The organism is Amnibacterium sp. CER49, from assembly GCF_029846255.1.
GTDB lineage: Bacteria > Actinomycetota > Actinomycetes > Actinomycetales > Microbacteriaceae > Amnibacterium.
In genome coordinates, this window is sequence record NZ_JARVWQ010000002.1 from 394,305 (window position 1) to 420,334 (window position 26,030).

Sequence of the window (26,030 nt, forward strand, 5' to 3'; positions counted from 1 at the left end):
ATGGACGGAGCACGACCGGTCCGCGCACCGCGGGGCACGACGCTCACCGCCCGCAGCTGGCAGACCGAGGCGCCGCTGCGGATGCTGCAGAACAACCTCGACCCCGAGGTGGCCGAGCGTCCGGACGACCTCGTGGTCTACGGCGGCACCGGCCGAGCCGCCCGCGACTGGCGCAGCTTCGACGCGATGGTGCGCACGCTCACGACGCTCCGCGACGACGAGACGATGCTCGTGCAGTCCGGCCGGCCGGTCGGCGTGCTCCGCACGCACGAGTGGGCCCCCCGGGTGCTCATCGCGAACTCGAACCTCGTGGGGGACTGGGCGACCTGGCCGGAGTTCCGGCGGCTCGAGCAGCTCGGCCTGACGATGTACGGCCAGATGACGGCCGGCTCGTGGATCTACATCGGCACGCAGGGGATCCTGCAGGGCACGTACGAGACGTTCGCCGCAGTCGCCGCGAAGCGCTTCGGGGGCAGCCTGGCCGGCACGCTCACGCTGACCGGCGGCTGCGGCGGGATGGGCGGCGCGCAGCCGCTCGCCGTCACGCTGAACGGCGGCGTCGTGCTCATCGTCGACGTCGACGAGACCCGGCTGCGCCGGCGGGTCGACCATCGCTACCTCGACGAGGTGGCCGACGACCTCGACGACGCGGTCGCCCGCTGCCTCGCGGCGAAGCGGGAGCGCCGCGCGCTGTCCGTCGGGCTCGTCGGCAACGCGGCGACCGTCTTCCCCGAGCTGCTGCGCCGCGGCGTCGAGGTCGACGTCGTCACCGACCAGACCTCCGCGCACGACCCGCTCAGCTACCTGCCCGAGGGCGTCTCGGTCGAGGAGTGGCACGACGCCGCGGCGAAGGACCCGGTGGGCTTCACCGAACGCGCGCGGGCGTCCATGGCCCGCCAGGTCGAGGCGATGGTGGGCTTCATGGACGGCGGCGCCGAGGTGTTCGACTACGGGAACTCGATCCGCGACGAGGCGCGCCAGGGCGGCTTCGCCCGCGCGTTCGCCTTCCCCGGCTTCGTGCCCGCCTACATCCGGCCGCTCTTCTGCGAGGGCAAGGGCCCGTTCCGCTGGGCGGCGCTGTCGGGCGACCCGAAGGACATCGCCGTCACCGACCGCGCCGTGCTCGACCTGTTCCCCGAGAACGACCACCTGCAGCGCTGGATCCGTGCGGCGCAGGACAAGGTCGCGTTCCAGGGCCTGCCGGCCCGGATCTGCTGGCTCGGCCAGGGGGAGCGCGACGTCGCCGGCCTCCGCTTCAACGAGCTCGTCCGGTCGGGTGACCTCTCGGCGCCCGTCGTCATCGGCCGCGACCACCTCGACACCGGCTCGGTCGCCTCGCCGTACCGCGAGACCGAGGCGATGCTCGACGGCTCGGACGCGATCGCCGACTGGCCGCTGCTCAACGCCCTCGTGAACACGGCGAGCGGCGCGACCTGGGTGTCGCTGCACCACGGCGGCGGGGTCGGCATCGGCCGCTCGATGCACGCGGGCCAGGTGACCGTCGCGGACGGCACGGAGCTCGCCGCGCAGAAGCTCGAGCGGGTGCTCACGAACGACCCGGGCATGGGCGTGCTGCGCCACGTCGACGCGGGCTACGACATCGCCGAGCGGGTCGCTGCGGAGCAGGGCATCCGGGTCCCGATGCGCGAAGGCGCGGCGGTCGAGGTGTGAGGACGGCCTCGCGCGGTACGTGTGGCGTCGCGCGGTACGCATGCGTACCGCGCGGCGCCACGGCTACCGCGCGACGGTCGGGAGCAACGTCAGCAGCGGGTGAGGTCGGTCACCGCGTGGTCGGCGGTGAACCAGCCGCAGCCGCGGCACTCCCAGAACGGCGCCGCAGCGGGGCCGGCGGCCGTGAGGTTCCCGTCGCAGCGCGGGCACGGGCAGATCTCCCCTTCGAGCATCTGCGCACGCTAACGGAGCACCGGCTCATGCAGGGCTGAGGATCGCCCGACGACGAAAGATCCCCGTGCCGCTGCATGCGGCACGGGGATCCGTTCGTGTCCGAGGGGGGACTTGAACCCCCACGCCCGATAAAGGGCACTAGCACCTCAAGCTAGCGCGTCTGCCATTCCGCCACCCGGACGAGTGCGGTGCCGCTTCCCGCGGCGCCGATCGAGATTAGCAGACCGGGCGACCCTGCTCCGGGCATCGCCCGCCCGCGGCGTGCCAGGCTCGCTGCATGGCCTACGAACCCGACCCGACCCGCTACGACTCCTTCCCGTACCGCCGCACCGGGCGCAGCGGGCTGCAGCTGCCCGCGGTGTCCCTCGGGCTCTGGCACAACTTCGGCGACACCACCCCCTTCGACACGCAGCGCACGATCCTGCGCCGCGCCTTCGACGCCGGGGTGACGCACTTCGACCTCGCCAACAACTACGGGCCGCCCTACGGCTCGGCCGAGACGAACTTCGGCCGGCACTTCCGTGACGACTTCCGGCCGTTCCGCGACGAGCTCGTGATCTCCACGAAGGCGGGCTACGACATGTGGCCCGGGCCCTACGGGAACTTCGGCTCGCGGAAGTACCTGCTCGCGAGCCTCGACCAGTCGCTCGAGCGGATGGGCCTCGACCACGTCGACATCTTCTACTCGCACCGGGCCGACCCCGACACCCCCCTCGAGGAGACGATGGGCGCGCTCGCGACGGCCGTGCAGTCAGGCCGCGCGCTCTACGCGGGTGTCTCGAGCTACTCCCCGGAGCGCACCCGCGAAGCGGCGCGGATCCTCGGCGAGCTCGGCGTCCCGCTGCTCATTCACCAGCCGTCGTACTCGATGCTGAACCGCTGGATCGAGCACGGGCTGCTCGACACGGTCGGCGAGCTCGGCGTCGGCGTCATCGCCTTCTCGCCGCTCGCGCAGGGCCTGCTCACCGACCGCTACCTGCAGGGCATCCCGGAGGGCTCGAGGGCTGCGCGCGACCAGAGCGTGCAGGGCACGATCACGGAGGAGGCGCTCGCGCACGTCCGCGCCCTGAATGAGATCGCCGCCGGTCGCGGTCAGTCGCTCGCGCAGATGGCGGTCGCCTGGACGCTCCGCGACGAGCGCGTCACGAGCGCCCTCATCGGCGCCTCGAGCGTGCAGCAGCTCGACGACAACCTCGCGGCGGTGACGAACACGACGTTCACCGCCGAGGAGCTCGCGGCGATCGACGAGCACGCGGTCGACGGCGGCATCAACTTCTGGCAGCGCTCCAGCGACGTCTGACCCGCGCCCTTCCCGGCGCCGGTCGTGCGGAGCACACTGGCGTCGGGAGGGGAGCGGATGGCGATCCAGCTGCAGGAGCGGACGGCGGAGCTCCTCGGCGAGCTCCGGGTCGCGGCGACCCCGTGGCGCATCCGCGGGATCCGCGCGAACGAGACGGTCGTCGACAGCCGGGATGCCGTGCTCGTCTGGGAGCCGAGACGGGTCACCCCGGTCTACGCCGTGCCCGACCCGGACGTCGCCGGGCGCATCGAGCCGCTCGGGCCGCCGCGGCCGCTCGATCCTGCTGAGGCGCGACGACCCGTGCTCGACCCGAGCGTGCCGTTCGACGCGCACACCGCACCGGGCGAGGCCCTCGCGGTCCACGCCGCCGGAGGCGTCGTGGCCGCCTTCCGGTTCGGCGACCCGCTGCTGGAGGGACGCATCGCCATCGACTTCGACGCGCTCGCCTGGTTCGAGGAGGACGCCCCGCAGGTCGCGCACCCGCGCGATCCGTTCCACCGCATCGACGTGCGGCCGACCCCACGCCATGTCGTGATGTCGCACCGCGGGGTCGTCGTGGTCGAGACCGACCGCGCGCGGCTGCTCGCCGAGACCATGCTGCCGGTGCGCTGGTACGTGCCGGAGGACGCCGTCCGCGTGCCGCTCGAGCCGAGCGACACCACGACGACCTGCGCGTACAAGGGCCGGGCGTGCTACCGGTCGGCACGCGTCGCCGACGAGGTGCTGCGCGACCTGTTCTGGACCTACGACGAACCGCTGTCCGACGGCCGCGCCGTCGCGGGGCTGCTCGGCGTGTTCGCGGAGCGGCTCGAGGTCGTCGTCGACGGGGAGCCGCGGGTGCGGACGGGCGTGCTCGCGGTCCACCCCTCGGTCTGACGGCATCGGCGCCGGTCTAGCGTGAACGGGTGACCGACGCGCTGAGCCCGACCGTCCGCTTCGCCCGCGACCTCATCCGCTTCCCGAGCGTGAACTGGGGGAACGGCCGCAGCGACGGCGAGGCCGAGGCGGCGGCCTACGTCGAGGCCGAGCTGCAGCGCCTCGGGCTCTCGCCGCAGGTGTTCGAGTCCGAGCCCGGCCGCGCGAGCGTCGTCGCCCGGGTGCCGGGGGAGCGGCCGGGGCCGGCACTCGTCGTGCACGGGCACCTCGACGTGGTCCCGGCTGACGCGGCGAACTGGACGGTCGACCCGTTCGGCGGCGAGATCCGCGACGGCCTGCTCTGGGGCCGCGGCGCCGTCGACATGAAGGACATGGACGCGATGATCCTCGCGTCGCTCGGCGAGATCCTTCGGCAGGGCAGGCACCCCGCGCGCGACCTCGTCGTCGCGTTCTTCGCCGACGAGGAGGCGGGCGGCCTGCTCGGTGCGCACTGGCTCGTCGAGCACCACCCCGAGCTCTTCGCGGGCGCCACGGAGGCGATCAGCGAGGTCGGCGGCTACTCCGTCGACCTGCACGGCAAGCGCGCCTACCTGCTGCAGACGGGGGAGAAGGCGCTCGTCTGGGCGCGCCTCACCGCCCGGGGCCCCGCGGCGCACGGCTCCCGGCTCATCCGCGACAACGCGATCACCCGGCTCGCCGAGGCGGTCGCCGCGGTGGGGCGGAAGGACTGGCCGATCCGGCTCACCGACACGACCCGGGCCCTCGTCGACGAGCTCGGCCGGCTGCTCGACGTCGACCCGAAGGCGGCCGGTCCCGACGCGGTCGTGCTCGAGTCCGGCACGGCGTCGGGCTTCATCCTCGCGACCCTGCGCACCACCACGAACCCGACCGTGCTCGAGGCGGGGTACAAGCACAACGTGATCCCCGACACGGCGACCGCGCTCGTCGACATCCGCACCCTGCCGGGCGAGGAGGAGCAGGTGCTCGCCGAGCTGCGCGAGCTCGTCGGCGACGACATCGAGGTCGACGTCGTGCGCACCGACATCGGCCTCGAGAACCCCTTCTCTGGCCCGCTCGTCGACCGGATCGTCGAGCTGCTCGACCGCCACGACCCGGGCGCGCCCGTGCTGCCCTACCTCATGTCCGGCGGCACGGACAACAAGTCGCTCGCGCGGCTCGGCATCACCGGCTACGGCTTCGCACCGCTGCAGCTGCCCGCCGACCTCGACTTCCCGGCGATGTTCCACGGCGTCGACGAGCGCATCCCGCTCGCGGCACTCGACTTCGGCACGAGGGTGCTAACGGACCTGCTGCTCGAGTACTGATGCGCGCGTAGGGTGCCGCCCATGAGCGTCACCGAGCGGAACCCGGACCTCGTCGAGGGCGGCCCCGCGGACGTCCTCGGGCTCGGAGCACCGGGGGCGCCGGAGCTGCTGCTGCCGCGAGAGGTGCCGCTCGGCGGCCCGCGTGCGATGCCGGTGCGACGCACGCTGCCGCAGCGCCGCCGCTCGCTGATCGGCGCCTGGTGCTTCCTCGATCACTACGGCCCGACCGACACGGCCGGGAGCGGCGGCATGCGGGTGCCCGGCCATCCGCACATCGGCCTGCAGACCGTGACCTGGCTCTTCGCGGGCGAGGTCGAGCACCGCGACACCACCGGCGCCTCGATCGTGGTCCGGCCCGGCGAGGTGAACCTCATGACCGCCGGCGCCGGCGTCGCGCACTCCGAGTACTCGACGGGGGCGGGGACGATCGTGCACGGCGCGCAGCTGTGGGTCGCGCTGCCCGACGGCGCCCGCACCGGCGAGCGCCGCTTCGAGCACTTCGTGCCCGAGCCGCGGGAGATCGACGGGGCGCGGGTGCGGGTGTTCCTGGGGGAGTGGCTCGGCCTGCGCGCCGACCCGGCCGTCTTCACCGCCCTGTTCGGCGCGGAGGTGCTGCTGCCGCCCGGCGCGGTCTGGCGCGCGCCGCTCGACCCCGCGTTCGAGACGGGCGTGCTCGTCGACCGCGGATCGGTCACGAGCGAGGGCGCCGAGGTCGCGCCGTCGCAGCTGCTCGCGCTGCCGGCCGGGCGGGATGCGCTGGTGCTCGAGGCGGGCGCGGAGGGCGCGCGCGTGCTCGTGCTCGGCGGCGAGCCGTTCGAGGCGCCCGTCGTCATGTGGTGGAACTTCGTCGGCCGCGACCACGACGAGATCGTCGCCGCCCGCGACGACTGGCAGCGGCAGGTCGCCGAGCACCGCGCCACGGGCACCGCCGACGGCCGGTTCGGCCCGCATCCGGGCGGCTGGGACGACGTGCTGCCGGCGCCCGAGCTGCCGACGGTGCGCCTGAAGCCGCGCGCCTGACGTCCGGCGTCACGCCGGGGCGACGCCGGCGCTCCGCTTCAGTAGCCTCGCCGCGACGAGGAAGCGGGAGGACGTGCTGTGCGCGGAAGCGACGAGAGGATCCTGACCACCCACGCCGGCAGCCTGCCGCGCACGAAGAGCCTGATCGCGGCGAACCGGGCGAAGCGGGAGGGCGCGGCCGAGGGCTACGACGAGCTGCTGACCGGCGCGGTCACCGACGTCGTCGCGGCGGAGCGGAGCGCCGGGATCGACGTGCCGAACGACGGCGAGTACGGCAAGGCGATGTCGACCGACATCGACTACGGGGCCTGGTGGTCCTACTCCTTCTCGCGGCTCGGTGGCCTCGAGCTGCTGCCGTCCGGCGGCGAGGGCGACCCGTTCGCCGGGCCGCCGCGCCGCTCGAGCCCCGGCCACGTGCGGCTGACGACGTTCCCCGACCGGCGCGACTGGGTGCGGTTCGCCGAGGCCTACCAGGACCCGAGGAGCGGTATCGCGCTCGGCGAGTCCGCCCCGCAGTTCCCCACCTGTACCGGGCCCCTCACCTACACGGGCCACGACCGGGTCGCGACCGACATCGCGAACCTCAAGGCCGCGCTCGCGGCGACCGGCACCGAGGAGGGCTTCCTCACGAGCCTCTCGCCCGGCAGCTGCTCCCGCATCGGCAACAGCCACTACGCGACGGAGGAGGACTTCATCTGGGCGTGCGCCGACGCGATGCGCGAGGAGTACGTCGCGATCCTCGACGCGGGCCTCGTGCTGCAGATCGACGACCCGTCGATCGCCGAGAACTGGGACCAGATCAGCCCCGAGCCGTCCGTCGAGGACTACGTCGCCTTCACCCGCATCCGCGTCGAGGCGCTGAACCACGCCCTCCGCGGGCTGCCGCAGGACCGCATCCGCTTCCACCTCTGCTGGGGCAGCTGGCACGGCCCGCACACCACCGACATCGAGTTCAAGGACATCGTCTCGACCATGCTCGAGATCGACGCGGGCGCCTACTCGTTCGAGGCGGCGAACGCGCGCCACGAGCACGAGTGGCGCATCTGGGAGGACGTGGCGCTGCCCGACGGCAAGCTGATCCTGCCCGGGGTCGTCGGCCATGCCACGAACGTGGTCGAGCACCCGGAGCTCGTCGCCGACCGCATCGAGCGCTTCGCGCGGCTCGTCGGCCGCGAGCGGGTGCTCGGCTCGACCGACTGCGGCCTCGGCGGACGCATCCACCCGCAGATCGCGTGGGCGAAGCTCGAGTCGCTCGCGAAGGGCGCGGCCCTCGCCACCGACCGCCTCTGGCGCACGGCGGCCTGACCGCCCGCTCCGCGTCGCGCGGTGGCTGTGGCATCGCGCGGTACGCATGCGTACCGCGTCACGCCACAAGCACCGCGCGAGGCGACCGACGGGAGGGCGTCAGTCCTTCGGGCGCCACGGGGGCGCGTCGTCGCGGCCCGGGCCCTCGCCGCGGCGGAGGTAGCGCTCGAACTCGCGCGCGATGGCCTCGCCGCTCGCCTCGGGGGAGTCGACCGTGTCGCGCGCCTTCTCGAGCTGCTCGATGTAGGCGGCCATGTCCTCGTCGTCGTTCGCGAGCGCGTCGATGCCGCTCTCCCACGCGCTCGCCTCGGCCTCGATGTCGCCGCGGGGGACCGCGATGTCGAGGATGCTCTCGAGCTTCTCGAGGAGGGCGAGCGTCGCCTTCGGCGAGGGCGCGTTGTGCACGTAGTGCGGCACCGACGCCCAGATCGACACGGACGGGATGCCCACTCGCGCAGCGGCGTCGGAGAGCACGGAGAGGATGCCGACAGGACCCTCGTAGTTGCTGCGCTCGAGGTCGAGCTCGGCCCGCACGTCGGCGTCGTCGCTGCTCGCGAAGGTCGAGATGGGCCGCGTGTGCGGCACGTCGGCGAGCATCGCGCCGAGCAGCACCACGCCCTCGACGTCGGCGACGAGCGCGGCGTCGATGATCTCGGCGACGAAGCCGCGCCAGCTGCGCGAGGGCTCGGTGCCGAGCAGCACGAAGATGTTGTTGCGGTCGATGCGCTCGCCGGGCTCCGGCGTCTCGGCCGCGACGCCGCGACCGCGGGGACGCCGGGCGGGGCCGAACATCGTGGCACCGGGCCAGGTGAGGCGCTTCTCGCCGTGCTCGTCGGTGCCGACCACCGGGCGGTTGAACTGGTAGTCCATGTAGAGCTCGGGGTCGATGTCGAGCACCGGGACGAGCGGCAGCGCGTCCTTCACCATGCGCACCGCGTTCGTCGCGGCCTCACCGGCGTCGTTCCAGCCCTCGAACGCGACCACCAGGATGCGTCCGCGCTGGAATCGTCTCGTCGTGGGCAAGATCTATCAGGCTCCCGTCGGACCGACCCGATCGGGCCGGGGTCTCGCCAGCCTACGACCCGGCCGACAGGCGCCCCCGAGTGTTCGCTCCCGGCGTCGGTATCGTTGCCGGGTGCCAGCAGCCGACGTCCCCGCCGCCGTGCTCTGGGACCTCGACGGCACCCTCGTCGACACCGAGCCGCACTGGATGGCGGCCGAGACCGACCTCGTCAGCGGATTCGGCGGCACCTGGACGCACGAGCAGGCGCTCACCCTCGTCGGGCAGGACCTCGGCGCGTCGGCACGGATCCTGCAGCGGCACGGCGTCGACCTGCCCGCGGACGAGATCGTCGACCGCCTCACCTCCCGGGTGATCGACCGTCTCGAGCACGGCGTCACCTGGCGGCCCGGGGCGCTGGCGCTGCTCGCCGAGCTCGCCGACGCCGACGTGCCGGCCGCGCTCGTCACGATGTCGGTGCGGCGCATGGCGGACGCCGTCGTCGCCGCGATGCCGTTCCCCGTCTTCAGCGTCGTCGTGGCGGGCGACGAGGTGCTGCACCCGAAACCGCATCCGTACCCGTACCTGCGCGCCGCCGAGCTGCTCGGCGTGGCAGCGGGCGCCTGTGTCGCGATCGAGGACTCGCCGCCCGGGCTCACCTCCGCCGTCGCGGCCGGCACCGCCGCGGTCGGGGTGCCGAACACGGTGCCGCTGCCGTCGGGGGAGGCCTGGACGATCTGGCCGACGCTCGAGGGCCGGCACCTCGACGACCTCGCCGCGCTGGCGGCAGCACGATGACCGGAGTCTTCGCGGCGGGCGACCGGGTGCAGCTCACCGGGCACAAGGGCCGTCGCAACACGATCACGCTGCAGGCGGGCGCCGTCTTCTCGACGCACCGCGGCGCCCTCGCGCACGACCTGCTGATCGGGCAGCCCGACGGCTCCGTCGTGACCGGCACCGACGGCACCGTGTACCTCGCGCTGAAGCCGCTGCTCACCGACTGGGTCATGTCGATGCCGCGCGGCGCGGCGATCATCTACCCGAAGGACGCCGCGCAGATCCTCGCCGAGGGCGACATCGCGCCCGGCCTGCGGGTCGTCGAGGCCGGCGTCGGCAGCGGTGCGCTGTCCCTCTGGCTGCTGCGCGCGCTCGGCCCGACGGGCACGCTCCACTCCGTCGAGCGCCGACCCGAGTTCGCCGCCATCGCGGAGGACAACGTCACGGGCTTCTTCGGCGGCAGGCCGGCGGGCTGGACCGTCACCGTCGGCGACCTGGTCGAGGTGCTCGACGCGGGGGAGCCGTCCGTCGCCGACCGGGTCGTGCTCGACATGCTCGCGCCGTGGGAGTGCGTCGACGCGGTCGCGCGCGCGCTCGACGCCGGCGGCGTCGTCACCGCCTACGTCGCGACGGTGCCGCAGCTGAGCCGCTACGTCGAGGCGCTCCGCGTCTCGAGTGCCTTCACCGAGCCGCTCAGCACCGAGACGCTCGTGCGCGGCTGGCACGTGGACGGCCTCGCCGTGCGACCCGACCACCGGATGGTCGCGCACACCGGGTTCCTCGTCACCGCCCGACGGCTGGCCCCGGGCGCCGTCGCGCCGACCGCGTCCCGCCGCGCCTCGAAGACGGCCTACACCGACGAGGACCTCGAGGCCTGGACGCCGGGGGCGCTCGGCGTGCGCGAGCAGAGCCCGAAGCGCCTGCGCCGCACCGCGCGCCAGGCGGCCGAGATCGCCCGCGCCGCGGCGCCCGAGGACGAGCAGCTCGACTGACGGAGGCCCGTCCTCCTGCGGGCCCGCCGTCCCCGTCCCCGTTCCCGGGCCCCGACTTCTGGGGCGAGCGCTCGGAGCGTCCGCGTTGCAGCCTGGTCCGGAACCGTTCGGGCATCGCCCTGCCGCGGGCGCGGACCGCCGAGAACAGGAGCCCAGCGATGCGGAGCACGGCAGCGCCGCGGCAGCGGTCCCGCGCGCTGCTCGTCTGCGCCGTCCGCGCCGCCGCGGTCTGCGCGCTGCTGGTCGGGCAGACCGCCTGCACCGCGACCACCGCGACCACCGCGGCAGGCTCCCCGCCGGCGTCATCCGCCCGGAGCCGGCCGCCCAGTGCGACGGCGGGTCCGGCGTCCTCGCCTCCCGTCGCCGTCCCGACTCTGGCGCCGTCCGCGCCGCTCCGAGCCCTCGGGGACCGGGTGGGGCTCCGTATCGGCACGGCCGTCACCGCGCCCGAGCTCGCCGACGGCGCGTACCGCTCCCTGATCGCTGCCGAGTTCTCGGCCGTGACGCCCGAGAACCAGATGAAGTGGAAGCGCCTCGAGCCCGTACGCGGTGCGGTCGACTGGCGTGACGCGGACGCCGTCGTCGACTTCGCCGCGGCGCACGGCGAGCTCGTCCGCGGTCACACCCTGGTCTGGCACCGGAGCCTTCCGGCCTGGCTGCTCACGGGGGTGGACACCGGCAGCATCTCCCGGATCGAGCTGCGGCGCGTCCTCAAGCAGCACATCCAGGACGAGGTCGCGCACTTCAGGGGCCGCATCTGGCAGTGGGACGTCGTGAACGAGGTGTTCTCCGATCCCGGCCTCCTCGGCGCGTCCGCCCCGAGCCGGTTCTGGGTCGACCATCTCGGCTCGGGCGTCCTCGCCGACGCGTTCCGCTGGGCGCACGAGGCCGACCCGAAGGCGCTCCTCTTCTACAACGACTACGGCATCGAGGGGATCGGCACGAAGAGCACCGCGGTCCTCGCCTGGGCGACGCGGCTGAAGGCGCAAGGAGTGCCGATCGACGGCGTCGGCTTCCAGGCGCACCTCGACGCGGGCCGACCGGTCCCGGAGGACGTCACCGCCAACCTGCGCCGGTTCGCCGACGCCGGGTTCCGCGTCGCGATCACCGAGGCGGACGTGCGCACGCGGACCGGGCCCGGAGCGGTGAACACCCCGGTGGGGTCCCGGGCCGTCGTGGAGCAGGGGGCGGTGTGGCGACGGCTCGCCGAGTCCTGCCTCGCCGTCCGCGCCTGCATCTCGTTCACCACCTGGGGCGTCTCCGACGACCGGTCGTGGGTGCCGTGGACCTACACCGCGCCGCAGCAGGGCGCGGCGCTGCTCTGGGACGGGCACCTGCGCCGCAAGCCGCAGGCCGCGCAGCTCGCCGACGCGCTCGCCACCGGCACGGGTGCGCGACGCTAGCGGTGGGTCCGTTCCGTCGATCTGGCAGGATGCTGGGCGTGCTCCGCCTCCCCGTGCTCCGGCTCGCCGCGTCCCTCGCGACGGCCGTCGTCCTCGCCACCGGTCTCGCCGGCTGCGCGGCGGGGGCGGGCGCGAGCGGCTGCACGCCGCAGGCGACGTCGGGATCGGGCTCCGACTCCGTGATCGCGAGCGGCCCCTTCGGCACGGCGCCGGCGGTGCGGTTCGCCACGCCGCTCGACGTCTCGACGACCCAGGTGACCACGCTGCGGCCCGGTTCCGGCGCACCCGTCGTGCCGAACCAGGAGCTCCTCGCCGACGTCACGATCCTCGACGGCACGACCGGCAGGGTCGTCACGAAGACCGACTACTCCGGCAAGGTCGACGCGAGCGGCTCGACGGGGCCCGCCACCATCGTCGTGAACAGCACCCTGCCCTCCGCGGGGCTGCGCAAGGCGCTCGTCTGCGCCCAGCAGGGCGAGCGTCTCGCCGCGGTGCTGCCGCCGAAGGAGGGCTTCGCGGCCGGCGCCCTCGGCACGAGCGTGAGGCCGACCGACTCCCTCGTCGTCGTGGTCGACGTGCGCCGCACCTACCTGCCCCGCGCGAACGGGGTGAACCAGGTGATGGGCAGCGGGCTGCCGGCCGTCGTGCTCGGCCCGGACGGTCGCCCCGGGATCACCGTGCCCCCGAGCGACCCGCCGAAGCAGCTCGTCGTCGCCGACCTGAAGAAGGGCTCCGGCGCGGTGATCCGCAAGGGCGACACCGCCGTCGTCCACTACACGGGTGTGCTCTGGAAGGGCGGCACGGTCTTCGACTCGAGCTGGCAGAAGGGCGCCCCCGCCGCGCTGCCCGTGAAGAACGGCAGCCTCGTCAAGGGTTTCGTCACCGCCCTCGAGGGCCAGCGGGTCGGATCGCAGGTGATCGCGATCCTGCCGCCGGGCGAGGCGTACGGGGCGCAGGGCAGCGGCGCGGTGCCGGGGGGCGCGACGCTCGTGTTCGTCGTCGACATCCTCGGCAAGGTCTGAGCGGCAGCCAGGTGGCGGCGATCCCGAACGAGGAGCGCCTGTTCAGCCTGGTGCTCGCGCTGCTCGCGACCGAGACCGGACTGACCAAGGCCGACGTCCTCTCCAGCGTGCAGGGGTACCGGCAGCGGTACCGCCCCGGCGGCGACAACGCGAGCCTCGAGCGGCAGTTCGAGCGCGACAAGGAGGACGTCCGCGAGCTCGGCGTGCCGCTCGAGTCGATCGAGCTGCCCGCCGACCAGGGCGCGGCGCAGTACACGCGGTACCGGATCCCGAAGGGCGCCTACGACCTGCCGGCCGACGTCGCCTTCACGCCCGACGAGGTGGCGCTGCTGAACCTCGCGGCGCTCGCGTGGCGCGAGGGCTCGCTGTCGGGGGAGTCGCGGCGTGCGCTGCTCAAGCTGCGCTCGCTCGGCGTCGACGTGCAGGAGCCGCTGCTCGGCTACGCCCCGCGCATCCGCGCCCGCGACACCGCCTTCGGGCCCCTCTCGACCGCGATCGAGCGGCACCGCGTCGTCCGGTTCTCCTACCTGAAGCCCGGCGACACCCGCGCCCGGGTCCGCACGCTGTCCCCGCTCGCGCTCGTGCAGTTCGGCGGGCGCTGGCACGTCTGGGGCCTCGAGGAGCGCAGCGGCGCCGAGCGCACCTTCCTGCTCTCGCGGATCGTGGGCACCGTCGAGGAGACGGGCGCCTCGTTCGAGCCGCCGGAGGGCGACGCGTCCGCGGCGGCCCTCGGCTCGCTCCGCGAGGTGGCGCAGCGCAACGTCGCGGTGCTCGAGGTGCAGCAGGACTCCGACGCCGCCTCACGGCTCGGCAGCCGTGGCGAGGTCCGCGGCGACGGCACGGTGGCGCTCCACTACGCCGACCTGCACCTGCTCGCCGACGAGATCGCGTCGTACGGGCCGGAGGTGCGGGTGCTCGAGCCCGGGGAGCTCGCGGACGCGGTGCTCGAGCGGCTCACCGCGGTCGCGGAGGCCCACCGTGGCTGAGGCCCAGCAGCCGCTCCGCGTGCAGGACCGCCTCGCGTTCCTGCTGACACTCGTTCCCTACCTCATCGACCGCGGTGGCCAGGGGGTCTCGGTCGCCGACGCCGCGGTGCACTTCGGCGTCTCCGAGCAGCGCGTCCGCGACGCCGTGACGCTCATCGCGATGTCCGGCGTGCCGGGGGAGAGCCGCCAGTACCAGCACGGCGACCTGTTCGACATCGACTGGGACCGCTTCGACGACCACGACGAGATCGCGATCACGCATCACGTCGCCATCGACGACGCCCCGCGGTTCTCGGCCCGCGAGGCCGCGGCGCTCATCGCGGGCCTGCAGTACCTCTCGGCGCTGCCCGAGAACGCCGACCGCGCGGCGATCGCCTCGCTCACCGCGAAGCTCACGCGCGCGGCCTCCGGCGCGCCGGCGCCGGTCGTAGTGGCCGGCGAGGCCGACGCGCGCCTCGGCGTGATCCGGGCGGCGATCGACGGCAACCGGGTGCTGCGCTTCGACTACCTGAACGGCCGCGGCGAGCGCGAGGAGCGCAGCGTCGAGCCGCTCCGCGTCGAGAGCGTCGACGAGGTCTGGTACCTGCGGGCCTGGGACCGCTCCAGGGAGGCGCTGCGCACGTTCCGGCTCGACCGGATGCGCGGCGTCGCGGTCGACGAGAAGGCCCGCAGCCGCCGCCCCGCCGACATCCGCCTGCCCGACCGCATCTTCCAGCCGTCGAAGCAGGACCTCGCCGTCGTCATCGAGCTCGCCGAGCCCGCCGTGCCGCTGCTCGCCGACTACCTGCCCGACCGGCCGACGCTCACGAGGGCGAGCCGGCGGGGCTGGGTGCGCACGACGCTCCGCATCGCGCACCTGAACGGCCTGAAGCGGCTGGTCGCCTCGCATCCCGGGCTCGTGCAGGTCGTCGAGCCCACCGAGGCGCGTCGGGCGGTCGCCGAGTGGGCCGCCACCGGCGCGGCGCGCTACGGCACGCCGCCCGCCGGGGCACGCGACGCCCCGACGGATCCGGTTTAGACTCCCGGTTCAGGCGGCGCCATCGACGGGCCCGCCACCGAAGGAGCATCCGATGGGGTTCTTTAGCGACCTGGGTTTCTGGAAGATCGTCATCATCGCCGTCGTGGTGCTGATCCTCTTCGGTGGCGCCTCGCGGCTGCCGATGTTCGCGAAGGGCCTGGGCCAGTCGGTGAAGGTCTTCCGCAAGGAGATGAAGGACGTCTCCGCCGACGTGCGTGAGGACCGCGCCGAGCGCGACCGCGACGCCGAGCCGGTCTACTCGTCCACCGAGCCGCCGGCCGAGTCCGACCGCCGGACGCCGGGCTCGCGCCGGAGCTGAGCGGCGTGGCGTCCTCGCCGCGCACCAAGAACACCGAGCGGCGGATGCCGCTGATCGAGCACCTGCTCGAGCTGCGTCGCCGCCTCGTCCGCGCCGTGCTCGGCGTGGTGGTCGGCGGCGTCGCCGGCTGGTTCCTCGCCGACCTCGTGCTCGCCGCGCTGCGTCACCCGCTGCTGGGGCGGCCGAACTCGCGCATCAACTTCACGGGCATCACGAGCGCGTTCGACGTGAAGTTCGAGATCGCGATCGTGCTCGGCATCGTGCTCTCGAGCCCGGTCTGGCTCTACCAGGTGTTCGCGTTCATCACGCCGGCGTTCACCCGGCAGGAGAAGAAGTACGTCTTCGGCTTCTTCTTCACGGCCGTGCCGCTGTTCTTCATCGGCTGCGCGGCGGGCTGGCTGCTCGTGCCGCACATCGTCGCGCTCATGACCGGCTTCGCCGGCACCCAGGACGCCACGCTCATCGATGCGAAGACCTACCTCGACTTCGTGCTGCGGCTCGTGCTCGTCATCGGTGTCGCCTTCGTGCTGCCGGTCTTCCTCGTGCTCCTCAACTTCATCGGGATCCTGCGCGGCAGCGCGATCCTCAAGGGCTGGCGGCTCGCCGTGCTCGCGACGGTCGTGTTCACGGCGCTCGCGACCCCGTCGGCCGACGTGATCTCGATGATGCTGCTCGCGGCCCCGCTCATCGCGCTCTACTTCGGCTCGGTCGGGGTGGCGCTGCTGCACGACCGCCGGGTCGACCGCCGCGCGCAGGCCGCGGTCACCGCGGCCCTGTAGGAACGAGGGCGTGAACCCGACCTCCGGCGGTTCGCGGTGACCCTGAGTCCCGCCGAGCGCTACACCGCGTCGCGGCAGCGCCGGTCGCATCCGGCGACGCACGCCTTCCGCGAGCAGCTCGCCTTCGACCTCGATCCGTTCCAGGTCGAAGGCTGCCAGGCGATCGAGGACGGCCAGGGCGTGCTCGTCGCGGCACCCACGGGCGCGGGCAAGACGATCGTGGCGGAGTTCGCCGTGTACCTCGCGATGGCGTCGCCGCGCGAGAAGGTCTTCTACACCGCGCCGATGAAGGCGCTGTCGAACCAGAAGTACAACGAGCTCGCCGAGCTCTACGGGTCGGACGACGTCGGGCTGCTGACGGGCGACACCGCCGTGAACCCCCGGGCGCGGGTCGTCGTCATGACGACCGAGGTGCTCCGCAACATGCTCTACGCCGAGAGCGACCTGCTGCACGACCTGTCGTACGTGGTGATGGACGAGGTGCACTACCTCGCCGACCGCTTCCGCGGGGCCGTGTGGGAGGAGGTGATCATCCACCTGCCGCAGGAGGTGCGGCTCGTGTCCCTGTCGGCGACCGTGTCGAACGCCGAGGAGTTCGGCGACTGGCTGAACACCGTCCGCGGCGACACGCGCGTGGTCGTCTCGGAGGAGCGTCCGGTGCCGCTCGAGCAGCACGTGCTCATGCGCACGAAGCTCGTCGACCTCTTCGACTCGACGCGGAACGCCTCCGGGGGAGCCGCGAAGGTGAACCCCGAGCTGCTGCAGATGGCCCGCTACAGCGGGCGCACCCTGTCCGCCCGGCAGATGCAGGACGTCGGGCGCTACCACTCGAAGGGCGGCCGGCCGCAGCGGTTCGGCATGCCCCGCACCGACGTGGTCCGCCTGCTCGGCGACCACAACCTGCTGCCCGCGATCTTCTTCATCTTCAGCCGCAACGGCTGCGACGCCGCGGTGCGGCAGGCGATGCGCGACGGCATCCGGCTCACCGAGGCGTGGGAGCGCGACGAGATCCGCGCCATCGTCGACGACCGCTGCCGGACGCTGATGGACGAGGACCTCGCGGTGCTCGGCTACTGGGAGTGGCTCGAGGGCCTCGAGCGCGGCGTCGCCGCGCACCACGCCGGCCTGCTGCCCGCCTTCAAGGAGGTCGTCGAGGAGCTGTTCCAGCGCAAGCTCGTCAAGGTGGTGTTCGCCACCGAGACGCTCGCCCTCGGCATCAACATGCCCGCCCGCACCGTCGTGCTCGAGCAGCTCGAGAAGTTCAACGGCGAGGGTCGGGTGCCGATCACGCCGGGGGAGTACACGCAGCTCACGGGCCGAGCGGGGCGGCGCGGCATCGACGTCGAGGGCCACAGCGTCATCGTCTGGCAGGAGGGGCTCGATCCGCAGGCGATCGCCTCGCTCGCCTCGCGGCGCTCCTACCCGCTCAACTCGTCGTTCCGGCCGACCTACAACATGGCCGTGAACCTCATCGAGCGGTACGGCCGCGAACGCACCCGCGCGATCCTCGAGTCGTCCTTCGCGCAGTTCCAGGCCGACCGCGCCGTCGTCGACCTCGCGCGCAAGGTGCGGCAGCAGGAGGAGTCGCTCGGGGGCTACGAGCGGGCGATGCAGGACGAGACGGGCGCGTCCGGCGACGTCACCGAGTACGCCGCGATCCGCCGCGAGATCAGCGACCTCGAGAAGGCCGGCGCCAGGCCGGGCGACCAGAGCGCCCGGACCAGGGAGCGGCGGCAGCGCGAGCTCGCCGAGCTCCGCCGCCGCATGCGGGCCCATCCCGCTCACACGTCGCCACGCCGGGAGGAGCTGTCGCGCTGGGCCGAGCGCTGGTGGCGGCTGAAGCGGCAGACCGAGCACCTCCAGGGGCAGATCGCCACCCGCACCGGTGCGGTCGCCCGCATCTTCGACCGGGTCACCGACGTGCTGCTCACGCTCGACTACGTGCGGGCGGAGGACTCGGGGCTCGCCATCACGACGCACGGCCGCGCCCTCGCACGGATCTACGCGGAGCGCGACCTGCTGCTCGCCGAGAGCCTGCGCCGCGGGGTCTGGCACGGCCTCGACGTGCCCGCGGTCGCCGCGCTCGCCACGACGTTCGTCTACGAGGCGCGCCGCGAGGAGGGACCGGTCAACGAGCGCTGGCTGCCGAAGGGACCGTTCCGCGACGCGTGGAACCGGCTCGAGGGGCTCTGGGAGCGCCTCGACGACCTCGAGCGCTCGCACGGCCTGCCCGGGTCGAGCACGCCGTCGGTCGGGCTCGTGAGCGCGATGCACCGCTGGGCGCGGGGCGGGGCGCTCGATGCGGTGCTCCGCGAGGCGGATCTCGCCGCGGGCGACTTCGTGCGCTGGACGAAGCAGGTCGTCGACCTGCTCGACCAGGTCGACCAGGTCGCCGAGGGGCAGACCTCGCGCACCGCGCGCCAGGCGATCGAGGCGATCCGCCGCGGGATCGTGGCGTACTCGAGTGTCGGTTGACGTCCTGCCGGAGCGGGCGGTGCGCGAGACGGTGAGCGCGTCCGGCCCGGTCCCTGCGACAGCGCGGTTCACCGCCCCGCTCCCCGTCGCGCTCCTGCTCGCGGCGCTCGGCGGCGGCCTCACCGCGCTCGCGTTCCCCGCGCCGAACGTCTGGCTGCTCGTGTTCCCCGGGGTCGGGCTGCAGCTCGCCGCGCTCCGGGGGCGCGGCCTCTGGACCGGCGCGCTGGTCGGGTTCGCCGCCGGGCTCACGTTCTGGTTCTCGCTGATCTCGTGGATCACGCTGTTCCTCGGCGCGGTGCCGCTGCTCGCCCTCGGCACCTTCGAAGCGCTGAACATGGCCGCAGGTGGCGGCCTCATCGCTCTCGCGTACCGGTCGGTGCCGCTGCTCTGGCGCTCGCGGTGGGGACGGGTCGGCGTCACGCCGCTCGTCGTCGCGCTCGCCTGGACCTGCCGCGAGGTGGTCGCGTCGACCTGGCCCTACGGCGGCTTCGCCTGGGGGCGCCTCGCGCTCAGCCAGTCGACGAGCCCGTTCGCGCCCCTCGCGGCCTGGACGGGCCTCACTGGGCTGTCGTTCGTGCTCGCCTGGCTCACGGCGTTCGGTCTCGCGGTGCTCGTGGAGCCGTCGGGCCGCTTCGGCGCGCTGCACCGGCGATCGCTCGACCTCTGGCTGCCGAGGGCCGCCGCGATCGCCGTCGCGTTCGGCCTCGTGCTCGCGGTGCCCCCGTTCCGGCCGACCGAGCAGGGCGTGCTTCGGGTGGCGGCGGTGCAGCCGAACACGCACGCGGGCTACTTCGATCCGCGGAACGACCCGTCGAAGAACCTCGACGCGACGGTGCAGGCGACCGTTCCCGTGCTCGGCCGCGGCGCCGAGCTGGTCGTCTGGCCCGAGGGGGCGAGCGAGGGCGACCCCTTCGCCGACCCGTCGATCCGGACGCGCTTCGACAGCGTCGCGTCACTCGCGCAGGCGCCGCTGCTCGCCGGGGCGATCACGGTCCGCGACGGGGTCTACCGCAACTCGTCGATCCTCTGGCGAGCAGGGGAGGGGATCGTCGGGCTCTACGACAAGGTGCACCCGGTGCCCTTCGCCGAGTACGTGCCCGACCGCGCGTTCTGGACGCCGTTCGCGCCCGACCTGCTGAAGCTGATCGGCCGCGACTACGCCATCGGCACGCGCTCTCCGGTGCTCGACGTGGGCCGGGCGAGGATCGGCGTCGACATCTGCTTCGACATCGCCGACGACGGCCTGATCCTCGGCTCGGTCGCCGACGGCGCGCAGCTGCTCGTCGGGCAGACGAACAACGCCGACTTCGGCACGACCGAGGAGAACCAGCAGCAGCTCGCCATCGCCCGGCTGCGGGCCATCGAGACCGGGCGCAGCGTCGTGACCGTCTCGACGGTCGCCTCCACGACGATCATCGCGCCCGACGGCGCCACGATCGACGCCGCGAAGCCCTTCACCCGGGCGGCCCTGCTCGACGCGGTGCCGCTCGCGACGGGCACGACCCCGGCCGTGGCCTTCGGCATCGGCCTCGGCATCGTGCTCGCGGTGCTCGGCGGCGTGCTGCCCCTGCTGCTCGCGGCGCTCGCGCGGCCGCTGCGCCGCCGCTGAACGAGCGAGGCGCCCGGCCGCGGGATCCGCGGGCGGGCGCCTCGAAGCGCGTCGACGAGGCCTACGAGGCCTTCTTGTCGTTCAGCTTGCCGCGGCGAGCGCGGAGGTACTGGAGCCGCTCCTCGAGCAGCTCCTCGAGCTCGGCGCGCGTGCGGCGCTCGAGCAGCATGTCCCAGTGGGTGCGAGCCGGCTTCGCCTCCTTGACGGTCGACTCGACGAGCGACCCGTCCTCCTCGAGCAGACGGCCCTCCTGCCCGGTCTTCGGGTTCGTCCAGCGCTCCGGGATCTCGGCGTCCGCCGCGAAGGGCACCGAGAAGACGGCTCCATCCGTGGTGCGGAACTGCCGGACCGCCCGCTCCGTGAAGACGACGCCCTCCTCGCTCTGCAGGCTCTGCCCGCCGAGTCGCATGCCGCGCAGACTCCGATCAGCCATGTGCTTTCCCCTTCCTCCCCGAGATGCCCGGTATAACGGGCGTTCGTGCCCGGGACTTCCAGGGTTCGGTGTTTCCCAGAGGTCTCCCAGAGGCTGTCCACCGAGCGGGAGCGGGACGTGCGGGAGGCGTGCAGCGCTCCCGATGCCTCATCGCAGCGCGCCGGCGGCCAGGTCGGGGCGGTCGGTGACGACGCCGTCGGCACCCCGGTCGACGAGCCACCGCATGCGCGCGGGGTCGTTCACGACCCAGTAGTGCACCTCGACGCCGGCCGCGTGCGCCATCGCGAGGAACCGTTCGCTCGTGGGATCGAAGACCGGAGTCGTGAGCGGCAGCTGCACCGCGTCGACGCGGGCGAGCGCCGCGGTGACGACCGGCTGCAGCCGCGTCGCGGCGCCGAGCAGGGCGCCCGCGACGCCGGTGCTCGACGCCGAGGTGGCGACCGGTGGCAGCAGAGCGAGCGCGGCTCGGCGCCGGGTGCCGCGGAACGACGTGATGAGCACGCGCTCGGCGGCACCCGCCTCGCGGATCGCTCGGGCGAGCGGTGCGGCGGCGGCCAGCGCCTTCACGTCGACGTTGAACCGCGCGGTCGGGAGCGCAGCGAGCGCCTCGGCGACCGTCGCGACCGCGGGCAGCCGGTGCCGGAGCTCCGCGAGGGTCAGGCCGTCGATCTCGTCGTCGCCGAGGCGCGGGTCGTGCACGAGCACCGCCTCGCCGTCGGCCGTCGCGCGGACGTCGGTCTCGAGGTGCGTGGCACCGGCCTCCAGCGCCGCACGGAAGGCGGCGACGCTGTTCTCGGGCGCGTCGAGCGTCAACCCGCGGTGGGCGAGGATGCGGGGGAGCGGCCCGTCGAAGAACCCGGTGCGGGTCACGCCGTCGCGGCGGGCGCCGCGGGCTGCTCCACGGGCTCCGGGACGGCCGAGGGGTGCGGCGGCCGGATCGAGGACGGCGCGGCCGGTGCGGGCGCCGATCCCTGCCCGGGTTCCTGGCCCGCGCCGGGCTTGAACGCGGCACCGAGCCCACGGAGCGCCTCGGACAGCTCGGAGGGCACGATCCACACCTTGTTCGCCTGGCCCTCCGCGATCTTCGGCAGCGTCTGGAGGTACTGGTAGGCGAGCAGCGAGCTGTCGGGCCTGCCGGCGTGGATCGCGTCGAACACCGTGCCGATGGCCTTCGCCTCGCCCTCGGCGCGCAGCACGCGGGCCTGCGCCTCGCCCTCGGCCTGGAGGATCGCCGCCTGCCGCGAGCCCTCGGCCTGCAGGATCGCGGCCTGCTTGCCACCCTCGGCGGTGAGGATCTGCGCGCGGCGGCTGCGCTCGGCGCGCATCTGCTGCTCCATCGAGTCCTGGATGGAGGCGGGGGGCTCGATCGACTTCAGCTCGACCCGGTTGACGCGGATGCCCCACTTGCCGGTCGCCTCGTCGAGCACGACGCGCAGCTGCCCGTTGATGTTGTCGCGGCTCGTCAGGGTCTCCTCGAGGTTGAGGCCGCCCACGACGTTGCGGAGCGTCGTCGTGGTGAGCTGCTCGACGGCCACGAGGTAGTTCGCGATCTCGTAGGTGGCGGCTCGCGCGTCGGTGACCTGGAAGTACACGACCGTGTCGATCGAGACGACGAGGTTGTCCTCGGTGATGACGGGCTGCGGCGGGAACGACACCACCTGCTCGCGGAGATCGATGAGCGGTCGCATGCGGTCGATGAACGGCACGAGCACGTTGAGGCCCGGCAGCAGCGTCTTCTGGTAGCGCCCGAGCCGCTCGACGACCCCGGCCCGCGCCTGCGGCACGACGCGGATGGCGCGGACGAGCACCGTGATCACGAGGACCACGACGACGAGCGCGAGCAGCACGAGCACGGTCTGGACGACGTCGATCATCAGGTCTCCTGGCGCGGGATCGCGCGGGTCGGGGCGGGCGTCACCACGGCGGTGGCGCCATCGACCGCGAGCACGACGAGGCGGTCGTCCGCCTCCACCGGGACGCGGACGTGGGCGGGGTCGAGCCTCGCGCTCCAGGTCTCGCCGTTGGCGAGCCGAGCGAGCCCCCGCCCGTCGGTGAAGGCCGACGTCGCACGCGCCGACATGCCCTGGAGGGCGTCGATGCCGGTGGGCAGCGGGTCGCGCTTCGCGTGCAGCCGCCGGATCAGCGGCGGCCGCAGCCCGAGCAGCAGCAGTGCGGAGACGACCGCTGCGCCGACGATCTGCAGCGGCCACGGCAGGCCGAGCAGCCAGGTGCCGAGGCCGCCGACGAGCGCCCCGCCGGCGAGCATGAGGAACACGAGGTCGAGCGACACGATCTCGAGCACGACGGCCAGCACGACCACCACGAGCCACGCGAGCGGGGCGACGAGCGAGGGTTCGGGCATGGTGTTCGGGGTCTCTGACGGTGTCGGTTGCGGCGAAGGTAGCACCGGGGAGCGACGGGTAGTGTCGTTTCGCGTGACGAACGCACCAGCCCCCGGCTCGCTCGCCGGCAAGCGCGCCCTGATCACCGGTTCCTCGCGCGGCATCGGCGCCGACACCGCCAAGCTGCTCGCCGCGGCCGGCGCGTCCGTCGTCCTGAACTACCGCGACGAGCGCAAGGCCCGTCGGGCCGACAAGCTCGTCGCCGATATCGAGGCCGCCGGCGGCACGGCCTTCGCGGTCCGGGCCGACCTCACGGACGACCCGGCCGTCGCCGCGCTGCTCGAAGCGGTGCGCGAGCGGCTGGGCGGTCTCGACCTGCTCGTGCTGAACGCCTCCGGCGGCATGGAGTCGGGCATGGCCGAGGACTACGCCCTCAAGCTGAACCGCGACGCGCAGGTCGGGGTGCTCCGTGCGGCGCTGCCGCTGATGCCCCCCGGTGCTCGCGTCGTCTTCGTGACGAGCCACCAGGCGCACTTCATCCGCACCACACCGACGATGCCGGAGTACGAGCCCGTGGCCCGCAGCAAGCGGGCGGGCGAGGACGCGCTCCGCGAGCTGCAGCCCGAGCTCGCCGAGGCGGGCGTCGAGCTCGTCGTGGTCTCGGGCGACATGATCGAGGGCACGATCACCGCGACGCTGCTCGAGCGGGCGAACCCGGGTGCGATCTCGTCCCGGCGCGAGTCGGCGGGCAAGCTGTACAACGTGGGCGAGTTCGCCGCCGAGGTCGCCGCGGCCGCGGTCGACCCCGTGCCGGAGGGCTCCACCCGCTACGTGGGCGACACGAGCGCGTTCACGCCCGAGGGCGCGTGAAGGAGCGATCGACCGCCCGTCTGGTCGTCGCCGATCCGACCGGCGCGGTCCTGCTGTTCCTCACCTACGGGCCCGACCACGCCGAGCCGCCCCGCTGGATCACGCCGGGCGGGGGCGTCGATCCCGGTGAGGACTTCGCCGCGGCCGCGGTCCGCGAGCTGCGCGAGGAGACGGGGCTCGTCGTCGAGGCGGTCGGCGAGCCGTTCCGCATCGACGACCTCGCGGTCGACCCGCGGTGGCACGAGTACGAGCTCGGGCACTGGGCGTGGTTCGCGCTGCGCACCGAGCGGTTCGCGCCGAGCGACGCCGGGTGGATGCCCGACGAGCGGGAGGACATCCTCGGCTCCCGCTGGTGGACCGCCGACGAGCTGGTGGCGTCCGGCGAGCGGTACGAGCCCGGCGACCTGCCGGACCTCATCCGCACCGGTCTCGCCCGGCTCGAGGAGGGTGCGGACTCGACCCCGCCGCTGACGATCGGCCCCGGCTCCCCGACGGCAGGGGATCAGGCGTCGCCCGCGTCCTCGGTCCAGGAGCGGTAGGCCGCCGTCACGCGCTCGAGGTAGGCGCGGATCACCTCCCGCTGCTCATCGTCGAAGCCCTCGACCACCGCGTCGAGCTCGGCGAGCAGCCCGGAGAGCTGTGCCATCACCGCGGTGCCGGCGGCGGGGGAGGCGTGCAGCTCGATGCGGCGACGGTCGACCGCGGACCGCGTGCGGTCGAGGTGCCCGGCGCGCTCGAGGCGGTCGACGAGCTCGGTCGTCGCGCTGGGGGAGAGGCCGAGTCGCTCGCTCAGCTCACGGGCGCCGAGCGGATCCGGCGCGAAGGAGACGTGCTCCATCGCGGCGAGGTCGGTGGGGTGCATCGCCATCCGCCGGGCGAGCGCGAGCTGCGCGTCGGTGACCGCGGTCTGCAGGTGCCGGAGCGCGACGGTCTCGGGCGCGACCGCCTGTCGCGGTCCACGTTCCTGCTCGGCCACTACCTGCTCCTTCCGTCGACGGTGTCACGGCCTCCGAACCGTTCGAGGGCCGAAGGGAACGGGCGTCCGGGAGATATCGGCGCGGCCGCCGGAGCGGCCTCGTCGCCATCCGCCTCGGCGTCGCACCGATCGTCGCCGACGCGACCGGCGTGGACGTCGCCGTGCCCTCCATCGTGCGCGATCGCACCCTGACGTCCACTGAGGTCCGGTCGGTGCGGGAGTCGTGTGCGCGCGCCTTCGCCGCGACGGGACCGCTGCTCGCCCTCACCCCTGTCGTGCAGGGAGGCGATGCCGCGGCGCCGGGGAGACGCCCGCGCGGGCGCCGGCGGCCTAGGGGAGCCGCAGCTCCTTCGGCTCGGCGATCACGTCGACGAGTGCGCCGTTGCGGGCGACCGTGATCTCGATCGCTCGGTCGATGGCGTCCTCGAGCATGAGCCGCTGCACCGCCGTGGTCGTGACGACGGCGCGGCCGTCGAGCGCGACGAGCACGTCACCGCGGCGGAGACCCGCGACGGCGGCCGGGCTGCCGGGGGCGACGTCGGCGACGCGGAGGCCGGTGGGGGAGCCCACCCGCTGCTGCAGCTGGGGCGGCAGCGGCACCTCGGCGCCGACGATGCCGAGCCAGGCGCGTCGCACCCGGCCGTTTGTGCCGAGCGCATCGAGGATGCCGCGGGTCGTGGCGTTGATCGGCACGGCGAGGCCGACGCCGATGCCGGCGAGCGCGGTGTTCACCCCCACCATCCGGCCGCGGCTGTCGGCGAGCACGCCGCCGCTGTTGCCCGGATTGAGGGCGGCGTCCGTCTGGATGACCTCGTCGACCACGCGACCCGACGCGGTCGGCAGCGAGCGGCCGAGCGCCGACACGATGCCGGCGGTCACGCTGCCGGCGAGCCCGAGCGGGTTGCCGAGGGCGACCACGAGCTGCCCGACCTTGAGCGCCGCGGCGTCGCCGAGCGGCACCGGCGGCGGCACGTCGCCGTCGGCGCGCAGCACGGCGAGGTCCGACAGGGGATCGCGCCCGACCACGCGGGCCCGCACGGTGCGGCCGTCGGGGAACGCGGCCTCCGCGCTGTCCGCGCCTGCCACGACGTGCGCGCTCGTGAGCAGATGGCCGTCGCCGTCGAGGACGGAGGCGCTGCCCGCGCCGGCGCCGCGGGCCGTGCGGACCGCGAGGCTCGCAACGCTCGGCAGCACCGATTCGGCCACCGCGACGACGGCGGCGGAGTACGCGTCGAGCGCGGCGGTGTCGTCCATGCCGGGATCCTGCTCCCGTCGGGCCGCACCACCGGCGCTGTTCG

At 73.8% G+C, this 26,030-nt stretch carries 26 protein-coding genes and 1 tRNA gene; 18 read left to right on the forward strand and 9 right to left on the reverse strand.

Annotation, left to right across the window (positions count from 1 at the left end):
* Positions 1-1,671, forward strand: a complete 1,671-nt coding sequence (gene hutU / locus QDR37_RS11800) for a urocanate hydratase (protein ID WP_347882106.1) — start codon at positions 1-3, stop codon at positions 1,669-1,671.
* Positions 1,672-1,760: 89 nt separating this feature from the next.
* On the opposite strand, the gene QDR37_RS11805 is transcribed toward hutU, so the two are convergent.
* Together QDR37_RS11805 and QDR37_RS11810 are read right to left on the reverse strand one after the other, a co-directional pair.
* Positions 1,761-1,904 (reverse strand): hypothetical protein, encoded by a 144-nt coding sequence (locus QDR37_RS11805; RefSeq protein WP_279713971.1) that lies wholly within the window; start codon positions 1,902-1,904, stop codon positions 1,761-1,763.
* A gap of 97 nt (positions 1,905-2,001) precedes the next feature.
* Positions 2,002-2,086 (reverse strand) — tRNA-Leu (locus QDR37_RS11810).
* Positions 2,087-2,182: 96 nt separating this feature from the next.
* Here QDR37_RS11810 and mgrA point away from each other — a divergent pair.
* The 5 genes from mgrA to QDR37_RS11835 all read left to right on the forward strand — a co-directional run bounded on the left by mgrA (position 2,183) and on the right by QDR37_RS11835 (position 7,731).
* Positions 2,183-3,205, forward strand: coding sequence for an L-glyceraldehyde 3-phosphate reductase (gene mgrA, locus QDR37_RS11815; protein ID WP_279713972.1), 1,023 nt, complete (start codon positions 2,183-2,185; stop codon positions 3,203-3,205).
* Between the two features lie 57 nt (positions 3,206-3,262).
* Positions 3,263-4,081, forward strand: a complete 819-nt coding sequence (locus tag QDR37_RS11820) for a DUF427 domain-containing protein (protein ID WP_279713973.1) — start codon at positions 3,263-3,265, stop codon at positions 4,079-4,081.
* A 29-nt stretch (positions 4,082-4,110) separates the two neighbouring features.
* A complete protein-coding gene (locus QDR37_RS11825) occupies positions 4,111-5,406 on the forward strand; it encodes a M20/M25/M40 family metallo-hydrolase (RefSeq protein WP_279713974.1) in 1,296 nt (431 codons plus the stop codon).
* A 21-nt stretch (positions 5,407-5,427) separates the two neighbouring features.
* Entirely contained in the window at positions 5,428-6,426 is a 999-nt protein-coding gene (locus QDR37_RS11830; RefSeq protein WP_279713975.1) for a pirin family protein, read from the forward strand.
* 78 nt (positions 6,427-6,504) lie between these two features.
* Positions 6,505-7,731 (forward strand): cobalamin-independent methionine synthase II family protein, encoded by a 1,227-nt coding sequence (locus QDR37_RS11835; protein WP_279713976.1) that lies wholly within the window; start codon positions 6,505-6,507, stop codon positions 7,729-7,731.
* A 99-nt stretch (positions 7,732-7,830) separates the two neighbouring features.
* On the opposite strand, the gene QDR37_RS11840 is transcribed toward QDR37_RS11835, so the two are convergent.
* Positions 7,831-8,754, reverse strand: coding sequence for a PAC2 family protein (locus QDR37_RS11840; RefSeq protein ID WP_279713977.1), 924 nt, complete (start codon positions 8,752-8,754; stop codon positions 7,831-7,833).
* Positions 8,755-8,866: 112 nt separating this feature from the next.
* Between QDR37_RS11840 and QDR37_RS11845 the strand changes: the two genes are divergently transcribed.
* The 10 genes from QDR37_RS11845 (at position 8,867) to lnt (ending at position 20,111) form a co-directional block, all read left to right on the forward strand.
* Entirely contained in the window at positions 8,867-9,529 is a 663-nt protein-coding gene (locus tag QDR37_RS11845; RefSeq protein ID WP_279713978.1) for an HAD family phosphatase, read from the forward strand.
* The gene (locus QDR37_RS11850) at positions 9,526-10,500 is read left to right on the forward strand and encodes a tRNA (adenine-N1)-methyltransferase (RefSeq protein ID WP_279713979.1); all 975 of its coding nucleotides are present in this window, start codon (positions 9,526-9,528) and stop codon (positions 10,498-10,500) included. Before QDR37_RS11845 ends, QDR37_RS11850 begins: the two co-directional genes overlap by 4 nt.
* A 158-nt stretch (positions 10,501-10,658) precedes the next feature.
* Positions 10,659-11,903, forward strand: a complete 1,245-nt coding sequence (locus QDR37_RS11855; RefSeq protein WP_279713980.1) for an endo-1,4-beta-xylanase — start codon at positions 10,659-10,661, stop codon at positions 11,901-11,903.
* A 38-nt stretch (positions 11,904-11,941) separates the two neighbouring features.
* A complete protein-coding gene (locus QDR37_RS11860) occupies positions 11,942-12,925 on the forward strand; it encodes an FKBP-type peptidyl-prolyl cis-trans isomerase (RefSeq protein WP_279713981.1) in 984 nt (327 codons plus the stop codon).
* A gap of 11 nt (positions 12,926-12,936) precedes the next feature.
* Complete coding sequence (locus tag QDR37_RS11865; protein WP_279713982.1) at positions 12,937-13,911, forward strand: WYL domain-containing protein; 975 nt, start codon at positions 12,937-12,939, stop codon at positions 13,909-13,911.
* Entirely contained in the window at positions 13,904-14,929 is a 1,026-nt protein-coding gene (locus QDR37_RS11870) for a WYL domain-containing protein (protein WP_279713983.1), read from the forward strand. The genes QDR37_RS11865 and QDR37_RS11870 overlap by 8 nt, the downstream gene beginning before the upstream one ends.
* 52 nt (positions 14,930-14,981) lie before the next feature.
* Positions 14,982-15,248, forward strand: coding sequence for a twin-arginine translocase TatA/TatE family subunit (locus QDR37_RS11875; RefSeq protein WP_279713984.1), 267 nt, complete (start codon positions 14,982-14,984; stop codon positions 15,246-15,248).
* 5 nt (positions 15,249-15,253) lie between these two features.
* Positions 15,254-16,027, forward strand: coding sequence for a twin-arginine translocase subunit TatC (gene tatC, locus QDR37_RS11880; protein ID WP_347882107.1), 774 nt, complete (start codon positions 15,254-15,256; stop codon positions 16,025-16,027).
* Positions 16,028-16,063: 36 nt separating this feature from the next.
* On the forward strand, positions 16,064-18,502 hold the full coding sequence (locus QDR37_RS11885) for a DEAD/DEAH box helicase (protein ID WP_279713985.1): 2,439 nt from the start codon (positions 16,064-16,066) through the stop codon (positions 18,500-18,502).
* Entirely contained in the window at positions 18,492-20,111 is a 1,620-nt protein-coding gene (lnt, locus tag QDR37_RS11890) for an apolipoprotein N-acyltransferase (protein WP_279713986.1), read from the forward strand. Before QDR37_RS11885 ends, lnt begins: the two co-directional genes overlap by 11 nt.
* Before the next feature lie 61 nt (positions 20,112-20,172).
* Here lnt and QDR37_RS11895 read toward each other — a convergent pair whose 3' ends face one another.
* From QDR37_RS11895 to QDR37_RS11910, 4 genes are all read right to left on the reverse strand, one after another.
* Complete coding sequence (locus QDR37_RS11895) at positions 20,173-20,544, reverse strand: RNA polymerase-binding protein RbpA (protein ID WP_279713987.1); 372 nt, start codon at positions 20,542-20,544, stop codon at positions 20,173-20,175.
* Positions 20,545-20,691: 147 nt separating this feature from the next.
* A complete protein-coding gene (locus tag QDR37_RS11900; protein WP_279713988.1) occupies positions 20,692-21,414 on the reverse strand; it encodes a glycerophosphodiester phosphodiesterase family protein in 723 nt (240 codons plus the stop codon).
* Complete coding sequence (locus tag QDR37_RS11905; protein WP_279713989.1) at positions 21,411-22,418, reverse strand: SPFH/Band 7/PHB domain protein; 1,008 nt, start codon at positions 22,416-22,418, stop codon at positions 21,411-21,413. The genes QDR37_RS11900 and QDR37_RS11905 overlap by 4 nt, the downstream gene beginning before the upstream one ends.
* The gene (locus tag QDR37_RS11910) at positions 22,418-22,906 is read right to left on the reverse strand and encodes an NfeD family protein (protein ID WP_279713990.1); all 489 of its coding nucleotides are present in this window, start codon (positions 22,904-22,906) and stop codon (positions 22,418-22,420) included. The genes QDR37_RS11905 and QDR37_RS11910 overlap by 1 nt, the downstream gene beginning before the upstream one ends.
* 73 nt (positions 22,907-22,979) lie before the next feature.
* Between QDR37_RS11910 and QDR37_RS11915 the strand changes: the two genes are divergently transcribed.
* On the forward strand, positions 22,980-23,756 hold the full coding sequence (locus QDR37_RS11915; protein ID WP_279713991.1) for an SDR family oxidoreductase: 777 nt from the start codon (positions 22,980-22,982) through the stop codon (positions 23,754-23,756).
* The gene (locus QDR37_RS11920; protein ID WP_279713992.1) at positions 23,753-24,295 is read left to right on the forward strand and encodes an NUDIX domain-containing protein; all 543 of its coding nucleotides are present in this window, start codon (positions 23,753-23,755) and stop codon (positions 24,293-24,295) included. Before QDR37_RS11915 ends, QDR37_RS11920 begins: the two co-directional genes overlap by 4 nt.
* On the opposite strand, the gene QDR37_RS11925 is transcribed toward QDR37_RS11920, so the two are convergent.
* Both QDR37_RS11925 and QDR37_RS11930 read right to left on the reverse strand, forming a co-directional pair.
* Positions 24,259-24,732, reverse strand: coding sequence for a MarR family transcriptional regulator (locus QDR37_RS11925; protein WP_279713993.1), 474 nt, complete (start codon positions 24,730-24,732; stop codon positions 24,259-24,261). The two genes, QDR37_RS11920 and QDR37_RS11925, sit on opposite strands and share 37 nt — an antisense overlap.
* 330 nt (positions 24,733-25,062) lie before the next feature.
* Positions 25,063-25,986, reverse strand: coding sequence for a trypsin-like peptidase domain-containing protein (locus QDR37_RS11930; protein ID WP_279713994.1), 924 nt, complete (start codon positions 25,984-25,986; stop codon positions 25,063-25,065).
* Positions 25,987-26,030: the final 44 nt, after the last annotated feature.

Bases quoted from the DNA above. Each gene is read 5' to 3' on its own strand.
- QDR37_RS11820 (WP_279713973.1), top strand. From the start codon at position 3,263: ATGGCGATCCAGCTGCAGGAGCGGACGGCGGAGCTCCTCGGCGAGCTC.
- QDR37_RS11910 (WP_279713990.1), bottom strand. From the start codon at position 22,906: ATGCCCGAACCCTCGCTCGTCGCCCCGCTCGCGTGGCTCGTGGTGGTC.
- QDR37_RS11895 (WP_279713987.1), bottom strand. From the start codon at position 20,544: ATGGCTGATCGGAGTCTGCGCGGCATGCGACTCGGCGGGCAGAGCCTG.
- QDR37_RS11875 (WP_279713984.1), top strand. From the start codon at position 14,982: ATGGGGTTCTTTAGCGACCTGGGTTTCTGGAAGATCGTCATCATCGCC.
- hutU (WP_347882106.1), top strand. From the start codon at position 1: ATGGACGGAGCACGACCGGTCCGCGCACCGCGGGGCACGACGCTCACC.
- QDR37_RS11805 (WP_279713971.1), bottom strand. From the start codon at position 1,904: ATGCTCGAAGGGGAGATCTGCCCGTGCCCGCGCTGCGACGGGAACCTC.
- QDR37_RS11855 (WP_279713980.1), top strand. From the start codon at position 10,659: ATGCGGAGCACGGCAGCGCCGCGGCAGCGGTCCCGCGCGCTGCTCGTC.
- QDR37_RS11850 (WP_279713979.1), top strand. From the start codon at position 9,526: ATGACCGGAGTCTTCGCGGCGGGCGACCGGGTGCAGCTCACCGGGCAC.
- QDR37_RS11905 (WP_279713989.1), bottom strand. From the start codon at position 22,418: ATGATCGACGTCGTCCAGACCGTGCTCGTGCTGCTCGCGCTCGTCGTC.
- mgrA (WP_279713972.1), top strand. From the start codon at position 2,183: ATGGCCTACGAACCCGACCCGACCCGCTACGACTCCTTCCCGTACCGC.
- QDR37_RS11830 (WP_279713975.1), top strand. From the start codon at position 5,428: ATGAGCGTCACCGAGCGGAACCCGGACCTCGTCGAGGGCGGCCCCGCG.
- QDR37_RS11930 (WP_279713994.1), bottom strand. From the start codon at position 25,986: ATGGACGACACCGCCGCGCTCGACGCGTACTCCGCCGCCGTCGTCGCG.